A 23,981-nucleotide genomic window follows, 5' to 3' on the forward strand; every position below is an offset into this window, starting at 1 on the left:
CACTCAAGAACACTGCACGGGGGTGCAATGCCTCAAGCAAATGTTATGTATTCACCAAATAAAAATATTCGGTATCAACAAACTTGGCACACTATTGAGTTCTCAAACAACAAACACTCTCGACACCACAACCATCAATCCTTCGATGACTGCTTCGCTCCGGAGCAACTTTACAAGCTTACCACCAAGTTGACCGTTGTCAACTCGACGTTTCAGTCTTGTTCACCCCGCCGTTTCCGTTTCGCCCTTTCAGGCTGTCCGGATCAGCGGCGCGAGATAAAACTCTACACGGGTTCAGCCATGACGCAAAATCGGCCTACGGGTCGAATTTCAGCCTCTAATCCGACCTTGACTAGGGACTTTCATAATTAGGTACAACAAAACCGCCAGAAAAGTGTCTTGGTTCACAAGCTTTTCCGGCGGTTTCGTGTAGTGCAGTAGTTGCTGGGCCCTACTTAGCCAGTTCAGCCACTGCCATGTTCTTCTTGCCGCGGCGCACGATCGCGTAGCGGCCATGCAGGAAGTCCGCCTCGGCCAGTTCAGTTTCGATGCCGCCAACCTTGCCGTTATTGACGTAGGCGCCACCTTCAGTGACCGTACGGCGTGCTTCGGACAATGACTTGCTCAGGCCTGAGGCAACCAGGACATTCAAAATGCCCAGATCGTCCGCAGCAACCTTCGCCGATGGCAGCTCCGCGATAACCGATTCCAGGGTAGGAAGATCAATCGCGCCCAGATCGCCATTGCCGAAGACCGCAGCCGAAGCGGCGATCACCTGCTCGGTAGCCTGCACACCGTGAACCAGGGAAGTGACTTCCCAGGCCAAGGTGCGCTGGGCGACGCGCTTGAACGGGCGCTCTGCAACTTCGGTTGCCAGTTCCGCGATCTGCTCGCGGGTCAGGAAGGTGAACACCTTCAAGCGGTCGATCACATCCGCGTCGGAGGTGTTCAGCCAGAACTGGTAGAAGGTGTACGGGCTGCACATTTCGGCATCCAGCCAGATGGCGTTGCCCTCGGACTTGCCGAACTTGGTGCCATCGGAGTTGGTGATCAGCGGGGTGCCGTAGGCGTGCACCGAATTGCCCTGGACCTTGCGGATCAGGTCGGTGCCACTGGTCAGGTTGCCCCACTGGTCCGAGCCGCCGGTCTGCAGGGTGCAGCCGTACTGGCGGTTCAGCTCCAGGAAGTCGTAGCCCTGCAGCACCTGGTAGGAGAACTCGGTGTAGCTGATGCCCTCGTCGGAGTTCAGTCGCGCGGCGACGATCTCCTTCTTGATCATCGTGCCCACGCGGAAGTACTTGCCCACATCGCGCAAGAAGTCCAAGGCCGACAGCTGCTGCGTCCAGTCCAGGTTGTTGACCAGCTGCACCGCGTTCTCGCCCTCATCGGAGAGGAAGCGGGAAACCTGCGCCTGGAGCTTGGCGACCCACTCGGTCACCGTCTCCCTGGTGTTCAAGGTGCGCTCCGCAGTTTGGCGCGGGTCGCCGATCAGGCCGGTGGAACCGCCAACCAGGGCCAGCGGCTTGTGGCCGGCCAGCTGCAGGCGGCGCATATTCAGCAGCTGCACCAGGTTGCCCAGGTGCAGGGACGGCGCAGTGGGATCGAACCCGCAATAGTAGGTGACAGACTCTTCGGACAGGGCTCGTTCCAGCTCGGTTTCGTCGGTGGACACGTGCACCAGGCCGCGCCACTTGAGTTCCTGCCAGACGTTCTCGAAAGATGCGTCGTTGCTCTGTCCCGCAATCACGGGATTCTGCTTCGTATCAGACATGCTCACTGTGACCATTTTCTGTCTTCGTTCTGCCCCGAGTGCCCGCGTTGCTGCTTGCGTGCACCTGTGATCGCACCGGGAGTTGGGGTTGCCTTCCCGGCGCATGGGTTTAAGGTTATCGCTTGGTGGCAGGCTCGTGCCACTTCCCCGGCCCGCCCCTTGGTCACATAGCCGACCCCGCGGTGCGCTGCTAGCCTTCCAGGCCTTCAGGCAGTTCGCGGGTGTGGACCACGCGCAGGCGCTGGGTAGTACGGGTCATCGCCACATACAAATCGCCCACGCCGCCGTCCACCTCGTCGACCAGCTCGGCCGGTTCCAGGATCAGCACGCCGTCGAATTCCAGGCCCTTGGACTCGCGCGCGGTGATCACCACGATGTCCTGGCTCAATCCGCCCGAACCGGCGCCAACGCGGTCGCCATGCACGTCCTGGACCGCCGCGCGGATGCGGGCCAGATCCTGCTGCGGCACGATGATCGCCTGCAGTCCCCCGGCCGAGTACTCCAGCTCTTCGCCCAGCGCGGCCAGGACCGCGTCCTGGACTTCGGCCTCGGTGGTTTTGGTCAGCACCGGTGGCCAGTCGCCTTCGCGGACCGCCTGCGGGGTGGTGATCCGCAGGCCGGCGGCCTGGGCCACGCGCACCGCCGCGTCGGCGATCTGCGCCGGGGTGCGGTAGTTGACGGTCAGCTCTTCGAGCTCGAAGCGCTCACCGAAGAACGGCTCCAGGGCCTGGGACCAGCTGCTGGCGCCCGAGGCGGCCGAGGTCTGGGCGATGTCGCCCACGATGGTGAAGGACTTCATCGGGCAGCGGCGAACCAGCAGGCGCCATTGCATCGGCGAAAGCTCCTGCGCCTCGTCGACCACGATGTGCCCGTAGGCCCAGGTGCGATCGGCGACGGCGCGTTCGGCGGCCGTGAGCCGGGCCGCAGTTTCCTGGTTCACCCCGGCCACCTGCTCCGCGGTGACCACTCCGTCGATGCCGGCGTTTTCCAGCATGGTGTGCATATTGCGCAGCGCGGCCTTGGCATTTTCCACGTCGGCCTCGTACTGGGCGGTGTGCGTGCCGGCCAGCGGGTCGGCGAACTCGCCAAGCAGCCCGGATGCCTCATCGAGCAGCGGCACATCGGCCTCGGTGAACGGCGAGCCGGCCCGGCGGTACAGGGCGTCGCGGTCCTTTTCCTTCAGGTGCGGCGCGGCGGCGGCCAGCAGGTGCGGGGTGGCGAAGAGCTCGGCCACCAGCTGCTGCGGGGTCATCGGCATCCAGCACAGGTTCAGCGCCACGCGCACATCGTGCGATTCGCGCACTTCCTGGGGCAGGTAGGAACGGTCGGTGGTCGAGGACTGCCCGGCCGATTCCTCCAGCTTGCGGCGCAGCTGCTCGGCCAGGTCGCCCACCAGCACCTTGACGAAGGTTTCGCGCGCCTCGTTGTAGGGCTTGTGGGTGTGGCGGGCGCGTTCGCGCGCGTTCTTGACCATCTTCGGGGTCAGGGTCAGGCGGGTTCCCTCCACCACCACGGTGCGGGTTTCCGGAATCAGCCGCTGGCGGTTGCGCACCGCAGTGGCGATCACCTTGGCCATGGACAGCTGGCCCTTGAGCCGGGCGACGGTGCGGTTGGTTTCCGGCACGGCGTGGATGCCGTGGTAGAGCTCGCCCACCGAGGACATGACCACGCCGGTCTCGCCCAGCGAGGGCAGTACGCGCTCGATGTAGCGCATGAAGGAAGTGGACGGGCCGACGATCAGCACCCCGGCGTTCTTCAGCCGTTCGCGGTACTCGTAGAGCAGGAACGCCGCGCGGTGCAGGGCGACGGCGGTCTTGCCGGTGCCCGGGCCGCCCTGGACCACGACGGCGCCGGGCAGCTGCGCGCGGATGATCGCATCCTGCTCGGCCTGGATGGTGCCGACGATATCGCCCATGCGGCCGGTGCGCTTCTCGCGCAAAGCGGCCATCAGCGCGCCCTCGCCGTGGTGGGTGTGCCCCTCATCCAGCCAGGTCTCGTCGAGCACGTCGTCCTCGATGCCGGCCACGGTCCGGCCCTTGAGCATCAGGTGGCGGCGGCGGCGCACCCCGCGCGGATTCAGCGCGGTCGCCTGGTAGAAGGGGGCTGCTTCGCTGGCGCGCCAGTCGATCATCAGCCGGTTCAGGTCCTCGTCGGACAGGCCGATGCGGCCGATGTAGCGGGGGGCGCCGGAGGATGAGCCGTTGCCGGACTGCTGCCCCTGGCCGTTGGCTGCCATATCCAGGCGGCCGAAGACCAGGCGGTCCTCGACGGCGTCGAGCTGGGCAATCCGGTCCTCGTAGAGGGTGGCGAAAGAGTCGCGTTCGGACATGTTCTGGAAGGTGCCCACCGCCCCCTGGGCCCGGGTGCGCTCAAGCTGCTCCACCTTTTCGGCGCGCAACTCGTCCAGCCGCGCGTACAGGCGGCCCACATAGTCGGATTCAGCTAACAGATCGGCCTCGATCGTATCGGTCAACCCAGTTTCCCCTCGCGCTCAAAATGTGCCCCTGCGCAAAGCACAGGGCCCTACGTAAAACGGTTCCCACGTAAAAACACAGGACAGATAATGATACGCGCCTTTGGCCCGGCGCAGGTAATCGTGCGCACCGGTGCCAAGCGCTGGCCGGGCCCGCTGCCGGGCTGTTCGCCAGCGGCGTGGAAGCGTGGCGGTTTGTTACCTGCGCGCCGCTTCCCGGCTGCCGCTTCGGCACCGCGCTGTCCGGCTCAGGAGTGGACGACCTGCAAGGAGAGCACCTTGTGCCCCGGGAGCTTGGCCCGTCCTTCGAGGCCATCGAGTTCCAGCACGACGCCGACGCCGGCGATCCTGGCACCGGTCTGCTCCAGCAGGCGGACCGCTGAACCCACGGTGCCGCCGGTGGCCAGCACATCGTCGAGGATCAGCACGCGGGTGCCCGGGGCGATCTCGTCCTTGTGCACCTCCAGGCAGCTGGTGCCGTATTCCAAGGTGTACTCGTCTCGGTAGACCTCGCGCGGCAGCTTGCCGGCCTTGCGGATGGTCAGCATGCCCTTGCCCGAGGCGTAGGCCGCGGCCGCCGCCAGCACGAAACCGCGGGCTTCGAGGCCCGCGACGATGTCGAACTGCCCCTCGAAGGGGGCGATCAGCTCGTCGACCATGCGGCGCAGGCCGGTCGGGTCGGCGAAGACCGGGGTGAGGTCCTTGAAGGAGATCCCTGGCTGCGGGTAGTCGGGCACGATCTCGCACAGTCGATCCAGCAGGTCGCTAATGCTCTCAGAAGTAGTCACGCCTAGTAATTTTAGTCCCTTCGCGCGCCGCACGCCGCACGATCGTGCATAATCATGAGCACATTTTGGGCGGTGTCCATGCGGTACGGCGGTTAACCATCCAGGCTAGCGGTTCATCAAGCGATCGCTGGGCCAGGGCAGCAGCTGCGGGTCCGCGGCCCCGTCGGCGGCCGCGGTAACCTGCACCGGCCCGGCCGCGGGGCGTCCGGCCATCCATGCGGCCAAGTCGAAATCGGTGCCCGAGAGCACCCACGATTTCGCCCCGTCCCCGAGCACGATCCGGGGTTTGCCATGCGGCTGCAGCACCAGACGGGTTCCATCCGGAACGCGGGCTTCGAGCGCCCGGAACAGATGCGCGCTGAATGCCGGCGGCCAGCTGGCGGCCGGGCGCAGGAATTCGTCCAGGTCGGTGGCGTGGATCAGCATCTCGCGCCAGGTCGCGTACATCAGGTCCGCGGCCTTGGCCCCCGGGCGGTACCCCACCGGCTGCTCCCACGTGGCTTCGGCCCCAGGCAGGGTGGCGCGCAACTGGGCCAACGCGTCGGCGGCCAGGGCGCGCAGGGACTCCGGGCGCATCAGCGCGGTCATGTTGATCGCCTCGATCCGGCCCTCGGCGCCCCCGTCGTACATCAACGGCGGCCGCTGGGCTCCCGCGTTCTCGAACTGGCGCACGGCGGCCTTCGCGAAGGAGGCCAGATGCGCGATCAACTGGGCGGTGCTCCAGCCCGGCAGCGAACTGGGCTTGCTGTACTGGGTGTCGGGAACCTCCCGCACCTGTACGGAAAGTTCATCCAATGCGGTGGTGACCTGCGCGATGAGTTCGGCAGGGGCCAGGAATCGAGTCATGAATCACACTTTAGCGCGAACCGGGCGCAAATGCGCAAGGGCTCGAAGCCGTGGTTAACGCGCAAGCGGCCGCCGGGCAGGATTCTTCCCGCGCGGCGGCCGCTTGGCCCTGCCTGGTGCTACTTGGCCCAGGCCTTGATCTGGTCGAGCTGGCGCTCGAACTCGGCGAGCTGCGCTGCAACCGCGCTCGGCGCGGTGCCGCCCTGGCCGTTGCGGGCGTTCAGCGAACCCTCGGTGGAGAGCACCTCGCGCACCGCCGGGGTCAGGTGCTCGGAGATGCCGGCGTATTCCTCGTCGGTCAGGTCCCACAGTTCCACGCCGCGCGATTCGGCCAGCTGCACCGCAGCACCGGAGAGCTCGTGGGCATCGCGGAACGGCACGCCCTGGCGGACCAGCCATTCGGCGATGTCGGTCGCCAAGGCGAAGCCCTGCGGGGCCAGATCCGCCATGCGCTCGGTGTTGAAGGTCAAGGTGCCCATCATTCCGGCGACCGCCGGCAGCAGGATTTCCAGGGTGTCCGCGGCGTCGAACACCGGTTCCTTGTCTTCCTGCAAGTCGCGGTTGTAGGCCAGGGGCAAGGCCTTGAGGGTAGCCAGCAGGCCGGTCAGGTCGCCGATCAGGCGCCCTGCCTTGCCGCGGGCCAGCTCGGCGATATCGGGGTTCTTCTTCTGCGGCATGATCGAGGAGCCGGTGGAGAAGGAGTCGTGCAGCTTCACGAAGCTGAATTCCTTGGTGGCCCAGAGGATGACCTCCTCCGAGACGCGCGAGAGGTCAACGCCGATCATGGCCGCGATCCAGGAGAATTCGGCGAACACGTCGCGGGCGGCGGTGCCGTCGATCGAGTTGTGCACGGCCGAGTCGAAGCCCAGCTCGGCGGCGACGAAGTTCGGATCCAGGCCCAGGGTCTGGCCGGCCAGCGCACCGGAACCATAGGGCGACACGGCGGCACGCTTGTCCCAGTCGACCAGGCGCTGCACGTCGCGCAGCAGCGGCCAGGAGTAGGCCAGCAGCAGGTGCGAGAGCAGGATCGGCTGGGCATGCTGCAGGTGGGTGCGCCCGGGCATCGGCGCATAGGGGTGCGCCTTGGCCTGCTCGACCATGGCGTCAAGGGTGTCGATCACGCCGCGGGCGATGATCCGCGCGTGGTCGCGCAGGAACATCCGGCCCAGGGTGGCGATCTGGTCATTGCGCGACCGGCCGGCGCGCAGCTTGCCGCCCAGGGCGGTGCCGGCGCGCTCCAGCAGGCCGCGTTCCAGCGAGCCGTGGACGTCTTCGTCGGTTGGCGCTGCGACATAGGCCTCGGAGATGACGTCGGCTTCGAGCTGGTCCAGGGCGGCGATCATGTCTGCCAGCTCGGCATCGGTGAGCAGGCCCGCGCGGTTCAGCACCTTGGCATGGGCACGGGATCCGGCAATATCGTAGCTGGCCAGGCGCCAGTCGAAGTGGGTGGACTTGCTCAGCGCTGCCATTGCATCCGCTGGGCCGCCGGAGAAGCGACCGCCCCAGAGCGATCCTTCATTTGTTGACGAGGCCATGGCCCGTTCCTTTCTGCCGGAGAAAATTGACGTTGCACCCTACTCTAGCAAAGCTTTATGCAATGTAACTCATATTTATGCAACGGTGTGCCGATTCATGCATCACATGCTTATCGCAGCGGCCTGCTCAGCGCGGCCTGGCCAGGCTCCGGAACCCGCAGGAAACCTTAAGTTTTGCCTCTTCCAGTACTCAGCGCCCGGGCGTATGGTGTGATCATAGAGCCGATACGGAACGTTCCTCGGAGGTACCCAATGGAAATCCAGCTGTACCGGGGTGATATCACCACCCTTCATGTTGATGCCATCGTCAATGCGGCCAATCCTTCGCTGCTCGGTGGAGGCGGCGTCGACGGCGCGATCCATGCAGCTGCTGGTCCCAGCCTGCTGGCCGCCTGCCGGGAAATCCGGGCCAACCGCTACCCCGACGGGATTCCTTCGGGCATTGCCGTCGTCACCAAGGCCGGCAACCTGCATGCCAAGTGGGTCGTCCACACCGCGGCCCCCAACTTGGCGCTGATCAAGCCGAACCCCAAGATCCTCGATGACTGCTTCGTGAACTCCCTGTATGTCGCGGCCCGCCACGAGGCCCACTCGGTCGCGTTCCCGGCGATTGGCGCAGGGGCGTTCGGGTGGGATCCTGAGCAGGTTGCCAGCATCGCCCATGCAGCGATCAGCCGGTGGATCGAGACCAATAAGCATATTTCGCCGATCCACAAGATCATCCTGGTCGCGCATACCGATGAGGTCCAGGCCGCCTTCGAGCGGGCCTTCTCGCTGGATGCCGTGGAGGATATTGCCGCCTGACCGGATCCGAATGGCATTAACGCACGAATTCTGCCGCGCACTCCTAGTCGAGGGCGCGGCAGTTTTGCGAGGTCGGGCAGCTAGGTGCGGGCGAAATAGGTGTTGCGCCGCGGCAGCTGCTGCGGATCCAGATGCTTGGGCAGGATGACATGGGGCAGGCTCTTGATCTTGACCAGTTTCAGGTAGCCGCTGTGGACCATGGTGTGGTGCAGCGCGCAGAGCGGGCAACAGTCCTGGAGTCGGGTATGGCCGCCCTTGGCCCACGGCTTGAAATGGTGGAATTCGATCAGTGCCGGGTCTGCCGTGCAGCCTGGGACCAGGCAGCCGCCGTCCCGGTCGCGGGCGGCAAGTTTCATCCAGCGCGGGAAGAGCCGGGCGTCGCGGCCAATATCCATGATCACCCCGTCCGCGTTGTAGATCGGGCTGATCACCTTGGCTTCGCACAGCATGGTGCGCAACTGGGGCGCGGAAATTCTCACGCCGTGCGCGCTGATGCCGGTGAGCGATGCGAGATCCTGGAGATCCTCGAAGCGCGCGTGCACCACGATTTCGGGGGTGATGCGCTTGCCCCGGCTGTCGGGCCCGATATTGCGCAGGATTGCGTTCAGCGCATTGAGCCGGCGTTCGGGCACCGAACAAGTTGCCGGCAAGCCCGGCAGTGGTGTGCCCGGCGGGTTCGGCGGGTCGGGATCTGGCGTGGCATCATCCGCAGGAGCTGGCAGGCCAACGCCCGCCCAGTCCGGAGCAGGTTGGTCGCTGTTCCAGAGGTGCTCCGCGGGTTCTTCCCACTCGGCCTTGCCATCAGGCGCATGCTCGCCGCCGTCGGATTCCGGGCCGGGGTCGGGCTCCGGGCCGGGGTCGGGCTCCGGGCCGGGGTCGGGCTCCGGGCCGGGGTCGGGCTCCGGGCCGGGGTGTCCGCTGGAAGGCGGCTCTGCGGTATCGCCGTGCTCATCGCCGGAAGGGCTGTCGCTGGCGGCGCCTGCGGCCTGGCGGGCGGCGGCGCCGGCCTTGGTGCGCTTGTTGTCGGCCTGCGTGATCAGCGATTCCCAGAGTTCCGCGTCGATCTCCCGGACACGGACGATGAATTCATGGACCCCGTTGACCACCTTGCCGCGGAAGAGGCCCAGCTTCGGGGTCGGAGCCTGGTCGTGCGCGTCCTTGTACTCCTTGATCAAGCCATTGATGCGCTTCTGCCGGATGCGGATCTGGTCTTCCCTCAGGTGCGCGGCGGCATGCTCCTCGAGCAAGGTGCCGTCGGCGGCCTTGGCAGTGGCCGTGGTGGGCAGGCCGTCGAAGGTGGTGTCTTCGGGTTCGAACTTGTCCAGCGCGCGGGCGGTTTTCAGCACCTCGCGGGGATCCGGCGTGCTGTGCAGGCCAGGCAGGGCCCAGCCGGCCGGCGACATCAAGGCCTCCGTGGACGGATCTGCGACTGGCGTGCCTGGGGCGGGGGTGCCGGCGAAGTGTTCTGCGAGCAGGGTGAAACGCGGGGCGCAGGCGGCGCCGGCGATATCCTTGCGGGCGTGGACCAGATGGGCGTCCTTGACGCGGCGGTCGGCCTCGAAATAATTCACATCCAGCATCTGGGACAGGACGGTGGCCGCATCGAGGTAGAGGGTGCGGCCGGGCGCGAATTGCGCAGGGGCGCTGAAATCGGTGGTGCCCGCGCGCAGGTGGTCGAATTCGGCGAGGTCCAGGGCGTGGGCGGCGCTGGTCTCCACCTGGCTTGCCGCCATGACGACGGTGCGGGAAGCTTGCCGGCTGAAGGCTTCGGCGAAGTGGGCGTGGGCCAGCGCGAGGCGCGGATCGGCACAGCTCGAGGCCTGGGCGCAGAGGTTCTGGAACAGCAACAGGCACGCGGCTTCGGCGCGCAGCAAGCTGGCGGTGTCCAGCGGGGTGCCGCTGGCCAGCTGCTGCGCCACGGTCCCCAGGCTGGCGGCCAGCGCGGGTCCCGCGGTGCTCGTGGAGCTGGCGCTCTGAAGTGGTTCCATGCCCCGATCATCGGGCGCCATCTCGACGGGCATGGCAGAGCCGCCGCGGACTGTGGAAAAGTTCGCGGCGGCAGGCGCCCGATCACCTGGCGGCGCCGGTCAGCGCGGTTCGGCCAGCTGCAGGAAGCGGGCGGCCACTTCGGCGCCGCCGTCGGCCGCGCGGGTGGTGACCATGATGGTGTCATCCCCCGCGATGCAGCCCAGGATCGAGGGCATCTGCGAGTGGTCGATGGCCAGGGCCAGCAGGTTCGCCGCGCCCGGCGGGGTGCGCAGCACCACGATATTCCCGGAGGCCTCGGCGGTGACCAGCTGCTCGGCGCAGATCTTGGCCAGGCGCGCGTCGAGCACTTCCTGGGTGATCGCGGTCTTCGGGGAACGGTCCCCGCCTTCCTGGCGCACCGCGTAGATCAGCTGCCCGGAATTGTCGCGGATGCGCACCGCTCCGATTTCCACCAGGTCGCGCGAGAGCGTGGCCTGGGTGACTTCCAGCCCGTCGTCCTTGAGCAGGCCGAGCAGCTCGGCCTGGGACTTGACCGAGTTGTTGCCCAGGAACGCGCGGATGCGGGCCTGGCGGGCGGTTTTGGTGCTTGGCTGGGCGGACATCCTAGAGCTCCACTCGTGGATCTTCGGCCAGGCCGGAGGCGACCATCAGCCAGGCCATCACGGCCTTCTGCGCGTGCACGCGGTTCTCGGCCTCGTCGAACACGACCGACTGCGGGCCGTCGATGACCTCGGCGTCGATCTCGTAGCCGCGGTAGGCCGGCAGGCAATGCAGCACGATCGCGTCGTCCTTGGCCAGCTTCATGGCTTCGGCGGTCACCGAGTAGCCGGTGAACAGCTGCTGGCGTTCGGCTTTCTCGGCTTCCTGGCCCATGGACACCCAGGTGTCGGTGACGACCACGTCGGCGTCTTGCAGCGCGGCGGCGGCATCGGTGGTGATCGTGGCCGATCCCCCGGTCAGCGCGGCGCGCTGCTGCGCGGCCTCGATGATGCGGGCTTCGGGCAGGTAGCCCTCGGGGCCGGCGATGCGCACGTGCATGCCGGCGGTGACCCCGGCCAGCAGGTAGGAGTTGGCCATGTTGTTGGCCGCGTCGCCCAGGTAGGCCATGGTCAGCCCGGCGGTCTTGCCCTTGTGCTCGCGCACGGTGAGCAGGTCGGCGATCAGCTGGCAGGGGTGGTAGTCGTCCGATAGCGCGTTGATCACCGGAACCGAAGAGTTCGCGGCCATTTCTTCCAGGCCGGACTGGGCGAAGGTGCGCCACACGATGGTGGAGACCATGCGCTCAAGCACCTTGGCGGAATCGGCGATGGACTCCTTGTGGCCCAGCTGCGAATCGGCGGAGTTGATGATCAGCGGCGAGCCGCCGAGTTCGGCGATGCCGGCGTGGAAGGACACGCGGGTGCGGGTGGAGGTCTTGTCGAAGAAGACCGCGACGCTCTGCGGGCCGGCGAACGGCTGGTAGCCGTACTTGTCGGCCTTCATCGCCGCGGCCAGGTCCAGCACCTTGGACTGCTCGTCGGGGGTGAAATCCAGGTCGGTCAGGAAGTGGCGGGTTGCGCTCATGGTGTTAGTCCTTTGCTGTCGCAGGGGGTGGTCGCGAAGTTGCTGCCGGCCGCTAGCTGGCGGCGCTGATCAGCTGCGGCAGGGCCGCGATCAGGGTGCCCAGCTGCTCGGTGGTGATCACCAGCGGCGGGGCCAGGCGGATGGTCTTCTCGTCGGTGGCGTTCACGATGAATCCGGCATCCAGCGCCGCGGCGACCAGCTTCGGCGCGTTGGCGGCGGCCAGTTCGAAGGCGGTGAGCAGCCCGGCGCCGCGCACGGCGGCAATGCCCTCGACGCCTGCCAGCTGCTCGCGCAGCCAGTCGCCGGTGGCGCGCACATGGGCCAGCAGGTTCTGGGATTCGATGGTGTGGATGACGGCCAGGCCGGCGGCGCAGGCCACCGGGTTGCCGCCGAAGGTGGTGCCGTGGTCGCCCGGGGCCAGCCAGGCGGTGTTCTGCTCGCCGAACACGATCATCGCCCCGATCGGGAAGCCTCCGCCCAGGCCCTTGGCCAGGGTCATCACATCCGGGATCACCGGGGCCGAGGCGAAGAACGCCCCGGTGCGGCCCATGCCGGTCTGCACCTCGTCGAAGACCAGCAGGGCGCCGGCTTCGCGGGTGATGTCGCGGGCGGCCTGCAAGTACTGCGCGGAGAGCATCTTCACGCCGGCTTCGCCCTGGATCGGCTCGATGAAGACCGCCGCGACGGTTTCGTCCACCGCGTCACGCAGCGCGTCGATGTCCCCGGCCGGGATCCAGCTGACGTTTTCGGGCAGCGGGGCGAAGGGTGCGCGGTACTTTTCCTTGTAGGTCAGCGACAGCGCGCCCAGGGTGCGGCCGTGGAAGGAGTGCTCCAGGGCGATCACCTTGGTGCGCGGGGCCTGCGGCGTGCCGGCGTTGCGCCGGGTCAGCTTCAGCGCGGCCTCATTGGCTTCGGTGCCGGAGTTGGCGAAGAAGACCTTGGAGCCGGCCGGGGCGGCGGAGATGTCCAGCAGCTTCTCGGCCAGCGCGATCTGGCTGGGGGAAGTGAAGAAGTTCGAGACATGGCCCAGGGTGGACAGCTGGCTGCTGATCACGGAAGCCAGCAGCGGGTGCCCGTGGCCCAGGGTGTTGACCGCGATGCCGCCGAGCAGATCCAGGTACTGGTGGCCATCGGCATCCCAGACATGGCAGCCGGCCCCGCGCACCAGCACGCGCTGCGGGGTGCCGAAGACGCCGAGCAGGGAGCTGGAGTAGCGTTCGGCCAGGGCGGCCGAGGACAGCTGCGCCAGCCCGGCAGCTTCAGCGGTTCCAGCCAGGGCGGAGGAGGTGGTTTCAGCGGCGTGCTCGCTCACTTGGCGTCCTTCTTTTGTGCGGAGGCCGGGAGCACCTGGGTGCCCACGCCGGCGGTGGTGAAGATTTCCAGCAGCATCGAGTGCGGGGCGCGGCCATCGACGATGTGGGCCTGGCCCACGCCCCCGTCGACGGCTTTGAGGCAGGCGCCCATTTTCGGGATCATGCCCGATTCCAGCGACGGAAGCATGGTGCGCAGCTCGTCGTTGGTGATCGAGCTGATCAGCGAGGACTTGTCCGGCCAGGCGGCGTACAGGCCCTCCACGTCGGTGAGGATCACCAGCTTGGCGGCGCCCAGCGCGGTGGCCAGCGCGGCCGCGGCGGTATCCGCGTTGACGTTCAGCACCGCGCCGGTGGGCTCGCCGGATTCGTCGAACTCCGGGGCGACGGTGGAGATGACCGGGATCATCCCGGCATCCACCAGCGAGTCCACCTGGTCGGTGCGCACGGTGGTGACCTCGCCGACCAGCCCCAGGTCCACGGGCAGGCCGTCGACGACGGTGCCGGTGCGCACTGCCTGCAAGGTGGCGCCGTCCTCGCCGGACATGCCCACCGAGTAGGGCCCGTGCGAGTTGATCAGGCCGACCAGGTCGCGCTGCACCTGGCCGGTGAGCACCATCCGCACCACGTCCATGGCCTCGGGGGTGGTCACCCGCAGCCCGCCGCGGAATTCGGATTCGATCCCGAGGGTGTCGAGCATCCTGTTGATCTGCGGTCCCCCGCCGTGCACCACCACCGGGTTGATCCCGGCGTGGCGCAGGAACACGATGTCCTCGGCGAAGGCGCGGCGCAGTTCGTCGTTGACCATCGCGTTGCCACCGTATTTGATGACCATCGTGGTCCCGGCGAAGCGCTGGATCCAGGGCAGCGCCTCGATGAGCGCTTCGGCCTTGGACTGGGCGATGCCCAGGTTGGTGCGGGCGGTGTGGGCCATGGGAGTGTTCCTAGTTTCTGCCTAGCTGGAGTAGGCGGAGTTCTCGTGGACGTAGTCGTGGGTCAGGTCGTTGGTCAGCACGGTGGCTTGTTCGGTGCCCGCGTTCAGGTCGATCTCGATCAACACGTTGCGTTCTTCGAGCGAAACCAGGCTGCGGTCCTCGCCCACCCCGCCGTTCTTGCAGACCATCACGGAGTTGATCGACACGTTCAGCTCATCGGGTTCGAACGCGGCCTTGGTGGTGCCGACCTCGGAGAGCACCCGGCCCCAGTTCGGGTCCTTGCCGAAGACCGCGGTCTTGACCAGGTTGGAGCGCGAGACGGCCTTGGAGACTTCCAGGGCGTCGGCCTCGGTAGCGGCATTGAAGGTGCGGATCGCGATGGTGTGCTCCGCGCCTTCGGCGTCCTCGATCAGCTTCGCGGCCAGCTCGCAGCAGGCGTCGGTCAGCGCCGCGGTGAACTCGGCCAAGTCCGGGGCGGCGCCCGAGGCGCCGGAGGCCAGCAGCAGCACGGTGTCGTTGGTGGACATGCAGCCATCGGAGTCCGCGCGGTCGAAGCTCATCGCGGTGGCGGCGCGCAACGCGGCATCGGCCTGTGCGGAGGTCAGCACCGCATCGGTGGTGAGCACCACCAGCATGGTGGCCAGCGCCGGGGCGAGCATGCCCGCGCCCTTGGCCATGCCGCCGATGATGACCTGGCCGGAACCCGGTGCCCCGACGATGCGGGAGACCAGCTTCGGCACGGTGTCGGTGGTCATGATGCCCGCGGCGGCCGCATCGGCCGCGTTCTGGTTCTCGGCCAGCGCCCCGGCGGCGGCCTGGACCCCGGGCAGCAGCTTGTCCATGGGCAGCTGCATCCCGATCAGCCCGGTGGACGCCACGGCCACGTCGCCGGCGGAAACCGAGAGCAGCTGCGCGGCGTATTCGGCGGTCTTGTGGGTGTTCGCGAAGCCTTCGGCGCCGGTGCAGGCGTTGGCCCCGCCGGAGTTGAGCACCACGGCGTCGATGCGGCCGTCGGCCAGCACCTGCTTGGACCAGTGCACCGGGGCGGCGGCCACGCGGTTGGAGGTGAATACGCCGGCGGCGGTGAACTGCGGGCCGAGGTTCTTGACCACGACCACGTCGTTCTTGCCGGTGGACTTCAGGCCTGCCGGGACGCCGGCGGCGGCGAAGCCTGCCGGTGCGGTGACCCCGGTGGCGGCAGCGGATGGGTGGGTGTTGGTGTGCGCGAGGCTCACGGTGCAACTCCTTGCATGAGCAATCCGGTGTTTTCTTCCAGTCCCAGTGCGATGTTCATCGACTGGACCGCGGCACCTGCGGTGCCCTTGGTGAGATTATCCAGTGCGGCGGTGACGATCACGCGGTTGGCGTGGGTGTCGAAGGCCAGCTGCAGCTGGACGTGGTTCGATCCCTGCACCGCGCCGGTGGTCGGCCATTGGCCCTCGGGCAGCAGGTGCACGAAGAGCTCGTCGGCATAGGCCGCGGACCAGGCTTCGCGCAGCTGCGCTTCGCTCACCTCGGGCTTGGCCTTGGCGGTGGCGGTGGTCAGGATGCCGCGCGGCATCGGGGCCAGGGTGGGGGTGAAGGAGACGGTGACCGGTTCGCCGGCGAGCTGGGAGAAGCCCTGTTCCATTTCCGGGATGTGGCGGTGGGACCCGCCCACCCCGTAGGTGCTCATCGAGCCCATGGTTTCGCTGCCCAGCAGGTTGGGCTTCAGCGACTTGCCGGCGCCCGAGGTGCCCGAGGCGGAGACGATGACCACGTCGTCGGCTTCCAGCAGGCCAGCGGCGAAGCCCGGAGCCAGGGCCAGCTGCGCGCCGGTCGGGTAGCAGCCCGGGACGGCCACGCGCTTGGTGCCCACCAGCTTTTCGCGCGCACCGGGAAGTTCGGGCAGGCCATAGGGCCAGAAGCCGGCATGCGCCGAGCCGTAGAATTTCTCCCAGGCTTCGGCGGATTCCAGCCGGTGGTCCGCGCCGGCGTCGATGACCAGGGTGGATTCGGGCAGCGCCGCGGCCACGGCGGCCGATGCGCCGTGCGGCAGGGCCAGGAACACGACGTCGTGCCCGGCGAGGTTTTCCACGGTGGTGTCCAGCAGGACGCGATCGGCGAGCGCATGCAGGTGCGGGGCGATCGAGCCGAGCCGCTGCCCGGCCTGCGAATGCGCGGTGATCGCGCCAATCTCTACTTCTGGGTGGGCCGCGAGGATGCGCAGGACCTCGCCACCGGCGTATCCACTGGCGCCGGAAACAGCTACTGAAATCGTCATGACCTGATTCTACCGCGAAATATTCATGCAGGCTAATAAATATTCATAAAATTCTTCGTCACGTAACCCGACATCCGCCCCACGGTGCCCGCGCAGCGCTCCGAAGTCCTAAACTGGCCCTAGAGACCGTCCCGGCATCGCGTGCCGGGATCGAAACACGCAGCTAAGGAGCGCGGCACTATGCAGCAGCAAGCCATTGTGGTTCACGAACCGACCGATGCCAGCGGGCTGGTCCCGGATCAGATCCCGGTCCCTGCCCCGGGCCCGGGCCAGCTGCTGGTGAAGGTCGCGGCCACCGGCGTGAACTTCATCGAAACCTACCAGCGCAGCGGCGTGTACACGGTGGACTACCCCTTCACCCCGGGCAGCGAATTCTCCGGCGTGGTGGAGCAGATCGGCGAGGGCGTGCAGAATTACCAGGTGGGCGACCGGGTGGCCACCGCCTCCGGTTCCCGGGGCTACGCCCAGTACGCGCTGGTGGAAGCCAAGCGCGCGGGCAAGGTGCCCGATGCGGTGAACCTGCACATCGCCGCCGCGCTGCCGCTGCAGGGCATGACCGCGCACTACCTGGTGCATTCGAGCTACATGGTGCGCTCCGGCGATACCGTCTTGACCTACGCGGGCGCTGGCGGTGTGGGCCTGATCCTCACCCAGCTGCTCAAGCTCAAGGGCGCCACCGTGATCACCACCGCCTCCACGCAGGAAAAGAAGGACCTGGCCAAGGCGGCCGGAGCCGACTACGTGGTGGATTACGACCAGGTGGCGGACACCGTCGCGCAGGTCACCGGCGGCGCGGGCGTGCACGCGGTCTACGACGGCATCGGCAAGGACACCTTCGAGACCTCGCTGGCAGCCCTGCGCCGGCGCGGCACCCTGGTGCTCTTCGGCGGGGCCAGCGGCCAGGTCCCGGACTTCAACCTGCAGCGGCTGAACGCTGGCGGTTCGCTGAGCGTGACCCGGCCGAAGCTCGATGACTTCCTGGCCACCGAGCAGGAGCTGCACTGGCGCTTCGGCGATATCTTCGGCTGGGTCGCCACCGGGGACATTGATGTGCGCATCGGCGCCGAATTCCCGCTGGCCGAAGCTGCCGCGGCCCATGCCGCGCTGGAATCGCGCGCCACCACCGGCAAGGTCATCCTGGTTCCCTAGCGATGGCCGGGCACCGGCAGCCTGGGCATGCCGGCATCTGCCCCGAAAGCACCGGGGCGATGCCGGCATCCACCGCGGCTCGTTGCTGCCGCCGGTCCGCAGCAGTTGAGAGATGCATGACACTTCAATCAAATTTTTCCGCTCTTAACCCGTAACACGCTTTAATGGTGACTGGAACCCTTGCGTTCCACCCCTCCAGGATCCACTTCACTTCTGGGACGCTCTCCCCCAGCGACCCATCTTGCACTCATAGTGAAGGGACGGATCCGATCAGCATGGACAACGAACGAACTCCAGCGCCGGATGCACCAATCCATCCACCCCAGTTCCCCTCCGGAACCCTGGCGCCGGCTGCGCGCACCCTCATGGACATCCTGCAGGCCACCGCCCAGGCTCATCCCGATGCGCCGGCCATTGACGACGGCGAACGCGTAGAGAGCTACGCGGAGCTGCTCGAAGAGGTCAAGAACAAGGCCCGGCGGCTGCATGCCCAGGGCCTGGGCGCCGGCGACCGCATCGGCGTGCGCGTTGAATCGGGCACCCGGCACCTGTACGAATGGATCCTCGCGATCATGTGGGTCGGGGCCGCCTATGTCCCGGTCGATGCCGATGACCCCGACGAGCGCGCCAAGACCGTGTTCACCGAGGCCGAAGTCGCGGGCATCATCAAGGGACGCGATACTGTCGTGGCCGATAGCCAGCGCCCCAAGCCCTTTGCGAACCCGCGAATGCCCGGCCTGGAAGATGACGCATGGATCATCTTCACCTCCGGTTCCACCGGCAAGCCCAAGGGCGTCGCGGTCACCCACCGTTCGGCAGCGGCCTTCGTGGATGCCGAAGCGAAGATGTTCCTTCCCGGCGATCCGCTGAACACCACCGACCGGGTGCTCGCCGGGCTCTCGGTCGCCTTCGATGCCTCCTGCGAGGAAATGTGGATCGCCTGGCGCAACGGCTCCTGCCTGGTCCCGGCCCCGCGCGCCCTGGTGCGCAGCGGCATGGACCTGGGCCCGTGGCTGATTTCCCGTTCCATTACCGCCGTTTCCACCGTGCCCACCCTGGCGGCGCTGTGGCCGGCGCAGGCCCTGGACTCGGTGCGCCTGCTGATTTTCGGCGGCGAGGCCTGCCCGCCGGAACTGGCCGGGCGGCTAGCCACCGAAGGCCGCGAAGTCTGGAACACCTACGGACCGACCGAAGCGACCGTGGTAGCCTGCGGCGCCACCATGGACGGCAGCGTGCCGGTGCGCATCGGCCTGCCGCTGGACGGTTGGGATCTGGCGGTGGTTGATACCGAGGGGATCCCGGTCGCCGAGGGCGAATCCGGGGAGCTGATCATCGGCGGCGTGGGCCTGGCCCGCTACCTGGATCCGGAAAAGGATGCCGAGAAGTACGCGCCGATGCCCACCTTGGGATGGGAGCGCGCCTACCGCTCGGGCGATATGGTCATCAATGACCCGCTGGGCCTGGTCTTCATCGGCCGCGTGGATGACCAGGTGAAGATCGGCGGTCGGCGTATCGAGCTGGGCGAAATCGACGCCGCGCTCAACTCCCTTCCCGAAGTTTCTTCCGCGGCGGTAGCGGTACGCGAGACCGCCACCGGCAACAAGGTCCTGGTCGGCTACCTGCAGGCAGCCGAAAACTACGATCTGGGGGCAGCGCGCACCCGCTTGCTCGCCGACCTGCCAGCGCCGATGGTGCCGATCCTGGCGGTGATGGGCAGCCTGCCGATGAAGACCAGCGGCAAGGTGGACCGCAATGCGCTGCCGTGGCCGCTGCCGGGCGCCGAACTGGCTGCCGAGGGCTCCGGCCTGCCCGAACTCGATGAGACCGGGCAGTTTATTGCCGAAGCTTGGCGCGGCGCGCTGGGCGCTTCGGCCGCCGGCCTGGACGCCGATTTCTTCGCTTCCGGTGGCGGGTCGCTGGCCGCGGCCCAGCTGGTTTCGGCACTGCGTGTCCGCTACCCGGACCTGACCGTCGCGCAGCTCTACGACTACCCCCGTTTTGGCGCACTGCTCGAATACCTCGGCGGCCAGCAGCCATCCGTGACGCCGGCGCAGCCGCGCACGGTCAAGCGCACCCAGCGGGGAACCCAATGGGCGCAATCCCTGGCCGCCGTGCCGCTGTTCATCCTCTCGGGCCTGCGCTGGTTCACCTACCTCATGCTCGGACACCTGTTGCTGGTGTTCCTCGGTGTTTTCGAGGCGCACCTGCCGACCCCGTGGTACGTGCTTGCCGGCCTCTGGCTGGTCTTCGTGACCCCGGTAGGGCGCATGGGCCTGTCCATCGCGGCCACGAAGCTCTTGCTCCGCGGCTTGAAACCGGGGACCTACCCCCGCTCGGGTTCGGTGCACCTGCGCCTCTGGCTGGCCCAGCACATCGCCGACGTGGTCGATCCGGTGTCCTTGGCGTCCGCTCCGCTGCTGCCTTGGTATGCGCGGATGCTCGGTGCGCAGATCGACCGCACCGCGACCATGCACACCCTGCCACCGGTCACCGGGATGCTGCGAGTCGGCCCCGGAGCTTCCATCGAGCCCGAGGTGGATATCTCGGGCTACTGGATCGACGGGGACAAGCTGCACGTGGGCACCATTGAGATCGGCGCCCATGCCTCCATCGGCGCCCGCAGCACCCTGGCCCCCGGGGCGGCCATCGGTGCGCACACCATCGTTGAAGCGGGATCCGCGGTCTACGGCCAGGCCCGCAGCCATTCCCGCTATGCCGGTTCGCCGGCGCAGCGCGAAGGCAAGGCCAAGCGGAAGTGGCCAACGCAGGAACCGGAGCACAAGGCGCTGCCCCGTATCCTGGGCGGCATCGGTTCCATGGCGTTGAACCTCGCACAGTGGCTTCCGGTGATTGCCGCGTTGCTGGCCATTGCCCCGGTACTTGGCAGCGCGCAATCGCTGGCCGGGATCGGCTGGCGGTTCATTCCGGCCGTGCTGCTGGGCGCCACCGTGTGGTTCCTGGCCACCATGGTGCTGACCATCGCCATTGTCCGACTGCTTTCCATCGGCCTGGCAGAGGGCTGGCATCCGGTCACTTCCCGCGTTGGCTGGCAGGCCTGGGCTACCGAACGCGTCTTGGATACCGCCCGCGACCTGCTCTTCCCGCTCTACGCCTCGCTCTTCACCCCGATCTGGCTGCGCCTGCTCGGTGCCAAGGTGGGCCGCGACGTGGAGATCTCCACGGTGCTGCTGATTCCGAAGATGACCACCATTTCCTCGGGTGCGTTCCTGGCCGATGACACCATGGTTGCTTCCTATGAGCTCGGTGGCGGCTGGATGCACATTGCCCCGGTTCGCGTGGGCAAGAAGGCCTTCCTGGGCAACTCCGGCATCCTGCATGCCGGGCGCCGGGTGCCCAAGCGCTCGCTGATCGCGGTGCTGTCGGCCACGCCGAAGAAGATGAAGGCCGGCACCTCGTGGATCGGCTCGCCCCCGCACAAGCTGCGCCGCACCACCGTGGAAGGCGAATCGGATCTGACCTACCGCCCAACCCTGAAGCTCAAGGCGATGCGGGCGGGGTGGGAGCTGACCCGTGGCCTCGCGGTGTTCACCACGGTCGGAATTGCCGGCGGCGTGCTTTGGGCACTGTCCGCGTTGACCACCTACTTCAACCCGCTGGTCGCGATCCTGCTTTCCGGCGCGGTGCTGGTCCTGGCCGGAGCAGTCGCCGCCCTGGTGGCGGTCGCCGCCAAGTGGCTAGTGGTTGGCGTGATTCGCCCGGGCGAGCACGCATTGTGGAGTTCCTTCATTTGGCGCACCGAAATGGTGGATTCCTTCACCGAGCTGGTCTGCGCCCAATGGTTCGCCCGTTTGGCTTCGGGCACCCCGGCCTTGGTCTGGTTCCTGCGCGCGCAGGGGGCAAAGATCGGCCATGGCGTGTGGTGCGAGAGCTACTGGTTCCCGGAAGCGGACCTGGTGGCATTGGAAGACCACGCCACGGTGAACCGCGGCAGTGTCCTGCAAACCCACCTGTTCCACGACCGGATCATGTCCATCGACGCGGTGTCCCTGGGCGCCGGGGCAACGCTCGGCCCGCACAGCGTCATCCTGCCCGCCGCGCGGATCTCCGAAGGCACCACCACCGGGCCAGCCAGCCTGGTGCTGCGCGGCGAGGTGCTTCCGGCAAATACCTACTGGCGCGGCAATCCGGCGGTACGCTGGAACATCGAACCCGAGACCAAAGCCGAGCAACCGGCTGACCAACAAGCCTGAGGATTCCCCGCCGATGCCCCACCGCATACTCGATGAGTACACCAAGCACCATGGGTCCCCGACGTACACGGTGGAGCACTATGACCTGTCGTTGGCCATCAAGCTCGCCAGCAACCTGCTTGATGGCCGGGCCATGCTGCGCATCCGCGCCGTGGAGGATATCAATGAGGTCGCGTTGAACCTCAGCGGATTGAAGATCATCAAGGCCACCTGCCAGGGGCGCAAGGTGCCGGTGGCCAAGAAGCACCACCGGATGGTCGTTTCCCTGCCAGAAGTGGTGAAAGCCGGCGAGCGCGTGGAGCTGAACCTGCGCTATGCCGGCAGCCCGCAGGCAGAAGACGGGCTGTGGGGCGAGCTTGGCTGGGAAGAGCTCACCGATGGCATCCTGGTCTCCGGCCAGCCAGTAGGCGCCTCGACCTGGTACCCGTGCAACGACCACCCCAGCCACAAGTCCAGCTACCGCTTCGAGATCTCGGCGGATGCCGGATACCGCGTCGTGGCCAATGGCCAGCTGGTGGACCATCGTCGGTCGGCCAGCCGCGAGACGTGGGTCTACGAGCAGCGTGAGCCGATGGCCAGCTACCTCGCCACCGTGCAGATCGGCCGTTATAGCCAGATTCCTTTCGATGAAGGCGGCCACCTGGTGGCCTACTCGGTTCCGGGAACCGAGGTGCCGGTGCGCGGCGCGTTCGCGAAGCAGACGGCGATGGCCGAGCTGTTCGAGCGGAAATTCGGCCCGTACCCGTTCGAGAGCTACAAGATCGTCGTGGTCGATGACGAGCTGGAGATCCCGCTCGAAGCCCAGGGCCTGAGCATCTTCGGCAAGAACCACTTGTCGCTGCAGTGGGAAGCCCAGCGCCTGATCGCCCACGAGTTCGCGCACCAGTGGTTCGGCAACTCCCTGACTCCGGGGCGCTGGAAGGATATCTGGCTCAACGAGGGTTTCGCTTGCTTCAGCGAATGGGTGTACTCCGAAGAAGCCCAGGTGATGGCGTTGGACGAGCGTGCCCGCCACGCGTGGGCCATGCTCGAAGGCTTGCCGCAGGACATCATGGTCGGGGACCCCGGGCCCCAGGACATGTTCGATGACCGGGTGTACAAGCGCGGAGCGCTGGCCCTGTATGCGCTGATGAGGCGGCTGGGCGAAACGGACTTCTACACGATGCTTCGCCAATGGACCGCCACGCATCAGCATTCGACGGTGAGCACGCAGAAGTTCGCTGACCTATTGGGCCACTACGCACCGGCGGAAGAGATCCAGGACATCCTGGACGCATGGCTGTTTTCCGAGGCGCTTCCGCCCTTCCCTGCCTGATCGGCGCACGGCGCCATGATGTTCCGGCCAGGACCGCAGGGCTGTTGTCCTTCATCACAAACAACCCTCTGGCTTGGTCTTGTTCAGCATTTATTCACAAGCTGTTCACCGGATGGCTCTACGGTCATTGCATGACTGTAGAGATCCCCCTGCTCGATGAAGCCTTCCAGGGCTATTCCGTCCTCGATAACGACGATGACGATCCGGTGCTGGTCCGCGCCGATGGAAGCATCGTCGATACCTGGCGGGAGAACTACCCGTATTTCCAGAAACTGGATCGCGCCACCTACGAGGCTGAAAAGCGGGCACTGCAGATCGAGCTGCTGAAACTGCAGAAATGGGCGAAAGCCCATGGCCGCCGGATCATGATCGTTTTCGAAGGCCGTGATGCGGCCGGCAAGGGCGGCACGATCAAGCGTTTCACCGAACACCTGAACCCGCGTGGCGCCCGCGTGGTGGCTTTGGAAAAGCCGAGCGAGCGCGAGTCCACCCAGTGGTACTACCAGCGCTATGTGCAGCACTTCCCTTCGGCTGGCGAGATCGTGCTCTTCGACCGCTCCTGGTACAACCGTGCCGGCGTCGAACGCGTGATGGGATTTTGCACCGAAACCCAGGTGGACCACTTCCTGGAGCAGACTCCCGCCTTCGAGAAGATGGTCGTCGACGAGGGCATCGACCTGGTGAAGTTCTGGTTCTCGGTGTCCGCCAGCGAGCAGCTGACGCGATTCACCATCCGCCGCATCGATCCGGTGCGCCAGTGGAAGCTCTCGCCCATGGATCTCGAGTCCCTGGATAAGTGGGAAAAGTACACCCAAGCCAAAAAGGAAATGTTCCTCAAGACCGATACGGAGCATGCCCCGTGGACCGTGGTGAAGTCCAACGACAAGAAGCGCGCCCGGTTGCAGGCGATGCGCCACGTGCTGAACCTTTTCGAGTACAAGGGCAAGGACCACCACCTGGTGGGCTCCCCCGATCCGAAAATCGTGGGCCGCGCGGCCAAGGTGATTACCCACGGCGAAGAATTCTAGA

At 66.8% G+C, this 23,981-nt stretch carries 17 protein-coding genes; 5 read left to right on the top strand and 12 right to left on the bottom strand.

All coding sequences use genetic code 11. The annotated features are described in order from the left end of the window. Window positions 1–451: 451 nt before the first annotated feature. The 5 genes from tyrS to argH all read right to left on the bottom strand — a co-directional run bounded on the left by tyrS (window position 452) and on the right by argH (window position 7,413). Window positions 452–1,771 carry a tyrosine--tRNA ligase gene (gene tyrS / locus AAZQ98_RS08300; protein WP_105658122.1) on the bottom strand — a complete coding sequence of 440 codons (1,320 nt, stop codon included), beginning with the start codon at window positions 1,769–1,771 and terminating at the stop codon, window positions 452–454. A gap of 190 nt (window positions 1,772–1,961) precedes the next feature. After that, window positions 1,962–4,244: a HelD family protein gene (locus AAZQ98_RS08305; RefSeq protein ID WP_434691347.1), complete on the bottom strand. Its 2,283-nt coding sequence runs from the start codon at window positions 4,242–4,244 to the stop codon at window positions 1,962–1,964. Between the two features lie 248 nt (window positions 4,245–4,492). Beyond that, window positions 4,493–5,032 carry an adenine phosphoribosyltransferase gene (locus AAZQ98_RS08310; RefSeq protein ID WP_105658124.1) on the bottom strand — a complete coding sequence of 180 codons (540 nt, stop codon included), beginning with the start codon at window positions 5,030–5,032 and terminating at the stop codon, window positions 4,493–4,495. Between the two features lie 105 nt (window positions 5,033–5,137). Continuing rightward, window positions 5,138–5,878, bottom strand: coding sequence for a maleylpyruvate isomerase family mycothiol-dependent enzyme (locus tag AAZQ98_RS08315; protein WP_434691350.1), 741 nt, complete (start codon window positions 5,876–5,878; stop codon window positions 5,138–5,140). Window positions 5,879–5,997: 119 nt separating this feature from the next. Further along, window positions 5,998–7,413 (bottom strand): argininosuccinate lyase, encoded by a 1,416-nt coding sequence (gene argH, locus AAZQ98_RS08320; RefSeq protein ID WP_105658126.1) that lies wholly within the window; start codon window positions 7,411–7,413, stop codon window positions 5,998–6,000. A gap of 252 nt (window positions 7,414–7,665) precedes the next feature. On the opposite strand from argH, the gene AAZQ98_RS08325 reads away from it, so the two are divergent. Then, window positions 7,666–8,217 carry a macro domain-containing protein gene (locus AAZQ98_RS08325; RefSeq protein WP_105661899.1) on the top strand — a complete coding sequence of 184 codons (552 nt, stop codon included), beginning with the start codon at window positions 7,666–7,668 and terminating at the stop codon, window positions 8,215–8,217. Between the two features lie 80 nt (window positions 8,218–8,297). Here the strand turns inward: AAZQ98_RS08325 and AAZQ98_RS08330 are convergent, their stop codons facing one another. The 7 genes from AAZQ98_RS08330 to argC all read right to left on the bottom strand — a co-directional run bounded on the left by AAZQ98_RS08330 (window position 8,298) and on the right by argC (window position 16,277). Beyond that, window positions 8,298–10,205: an HNH endonuclease signature motif containing protein gene (locus AAZQ98_RS08330; protein WP_434691352.1), complete on the bottom strand. Its 1,908-nt coding sequence runs from the start codon at window positions 10,203–10,205 to the stop codon at window positions 8,298–8,300. Window positions 10,206–10,304: 99 nt separating this feature from the next. After that, window positions 10,305–10,808, bottom strand: a complete 504-nt coding sequence (locus AAZQ98_RS08335; RefSeq protein ID WP_105658129.1) for an arginine repressor — start codon at window positions 10,806–10,808, stop codon at window positions 10,305–10,307. Between the two features lies 1 nt (window position 10,809). Beyond that, the gene (gene argF, locus AAZQ98_RS08340; RefSeq protein ID WP_105658130.1) at window positions 10,810–11,769 is read right to left on the bottom strand and encodes an ornithine carbamoyltransferase; all 960 of its coding nucleotides are present in this window, start codon (window positions 11,767–11,769) and stop codon (window positions 10,810–10,812) included. Window positions 11,770–11,821: 52 nt separating this feature from the next. Further along, on the bottom strand, window positions 11,822–13,081 hold the full coding sequence (locus tag AAZQ98_RS08345; protein ID WP_434691354.1) for an acetylornithine transaminase: 1,260 nt from the start codon (window positions 13,079–13,081) through the stop codon (window positions 11,822–11,824). After that, on the bottom strand, window positions 13,078–14,013 hold the full coding sequence (argB, locus tag AAZQ98_RS08350; protein ID WP_426734976.1) for an acetylglutamate kinase: 936 nt from the start codon (window positions 14,011–14,013) through the stop codon (window positions 13,078–13,080). The genes AAZQ98_RS08345 and argB overlap by 4 nt, the downstream gene beginning before the upstream one ends. Before the next feature lie 21 nt (window positions 14,014–14,034). Next, window positions 14,035–15,249, bottom strand: a complete 1,215-nt coding sequence (gene argJ / locus AAZQ98_RS08355) for a bifunctional glutamate N-acetyltransferase/amino-acid acetyltransferase ArgJ (RefSeq protein ID WP_434691356.1) — start codon at window positions 15,247–15,249, stop codon at window positions 14,035–14,037. Continuing rightward, entirely contained in the window at window positions 15,246–16,277 is a 1,032-nt protein-coding gene (argC, locus tag AAZQ98_RS08360) for an N-acetyl-gamma-glutamyl-phosphate reductase (protein WP_332487948.1), read from the bottom strand. Before argC ends, argJ begins: the two co-directional genes overlap by 4 nt. 180 nt (window positions 16,278–16,457) lie before the next feature. Here argC and AAZQ98_RS08365 point away from each other — a divergent pair, with 180 nt between their 5' ends. From AAZQ98_RS08365 to ppk2, 4 genes are all read left to right on the top strand, one after another. Continuing rightward, complete coding sequence (locus AAZQ98_RS08365) at window positions 16,458–17,426, top strand: quinone oxidoreductase family protein (protein WP_434691358.1); 969 nt, start codon at window positions 16,458–16,460, stop codon at window positions 17,424–17,426. A gap of 275 nt (window positions 17,427–17,701) precedes the next feature. Then, complete coding sequence (locus tag AAZQ98_RS08370; RefSeq protein WP_434691361.1) at window positions 17,702–21,637, top strand: Pls/PosA family non-ribosomal peptide synthetase; 3,936 nt, start codon at window positions 17,702–17,704, stop codon at window positions 21,635–21,637. 13 nt (window positions 21,638–21,650) lie between these two features. Continuing rightward, window positions 21,651–22,952 carry a M1 family metallopeptidase gene (locus AAZQ98_RS08375; RefSeq protein ID WP_434691363.1) on the top strand — a complete coding sequence of 434 codons (1,302 nt, stop codon included), beginning with the start codon at window positions 21,651–21,653 and terminating at the stop codon, window positions 22,950–22,952. Between the two features lie 131 nt (window positions 22,953–23,083). After that, window positions 23,084–23,980 carry a polyphosphate kinase 2 gene (gene ppk2, locus AAZQ98_RS08380; protein ID WP_105658137.1) on the top strand — a complete coding sequence of 299 codons (897 nt, stop codon included), beginning with the start codon at window positions 23,084–23,086 and terminating at the stop codon, window positions 23,978–23,980. Window position 23,981: the final 1 nt, after the last annotated feature.

Origin of the sequence: Glutamicibacter sp. Je.9.36 (genome assembly GCF_051129975.1) — a bacterium.
In the GTDB taxonomy this organism is placed as follows: domain Bacteria; phylum Actinomycetota; class Actinomycetes; order Actinomycetales; family Micrococcaceae; genus Glutamicibacter.

Coding starts and splice junctions, on each gene's coding strand:
- tyrS (WP_105658122.1), bottom strand. CDS start 1,771: ATGTCTGATACGAAGCAGAATCCCGTGATTGCGGGACAGAGCAACGAC.
- AAZQ98_RS08315 (WP_434691350.1), bottom strand. CDS start 5,878: ATGACTCGATTCCTGGCCCCTGCCGAACTCATCGCGCAGGTCACCACC.
- argH (WP_105658126.1), bottom strand. CDS start 7,413: ATGGCCTCGTCAACAAATGAAGGATCGCTCTGGGGCGGTCGCTTCTCC.
- AAZQ98_RS08325 (WP_105661899.1), top strand. CDS start 7,666: ATGGAAATCCAGCTGTACCGGGGTGATATCACCACCCTTCATGTTGAT.
- AAZQ98_RS08330 (WP_434691352.1), bottom strand. CDS start 10,205: ATGGAACCACTTCAGAGCGCCAGCTCCACGAGCACCGCGGGACCCGCG.
- AAZQ98_RS08335 (WP_105658129.1), bottom strand. CDS start 10,808: ATGTCCGCCCAGCCAAGCACCAAAACCGCCCGCCAGGCCCGCATCCGC.
- argF (WP_105658130.1), bottom strand. CDS start 11,769: ATGAGCGCAACCCGCCACTTCCTGACCGACCTGGATTTCACCCCCGAC.
- argB (WP_426734976.1), bottom strand. CDS start 14,013: ATGGCCCACACCGCCCGCACCAACCTGGGCATCGCCCAGTCCAAGGCC.
- argC (WP_332487948.1), bottom strand. CDS start 16,277: ATGACGATTTCAGTAGCTGTTTCCGGCGCCAGTGGATACGCCGGTGGC.
- AAZQ98_RS08365 (WP_434691358.1), top strand. CDS start 16,458: ATGCAGCAGCAAGCCATTGTGGTTCACGAACCGACCGATGCCAGCGGG.
- AAZQ98_RS08370 (WP_434691361.1), top strand. CDS start 17,702: ATGGACAACGAACGAACTCCAGCGCCGGATGCACCAATCCATCCACCC.
- AAZQ98_RS08375 (WP_434691363.1), top strand. CDS start 21,651: ATGCCCCACCGCATACTCGATGAGTACACCAAGCACCATGGGTCCCCG.
- ppk2 (WP_105658137.1), top strand. CDS start 23,084: ATGACTGTAGAGATCCCCCTGCTCGATGAAGCCTTCCAGGGCTATTCC.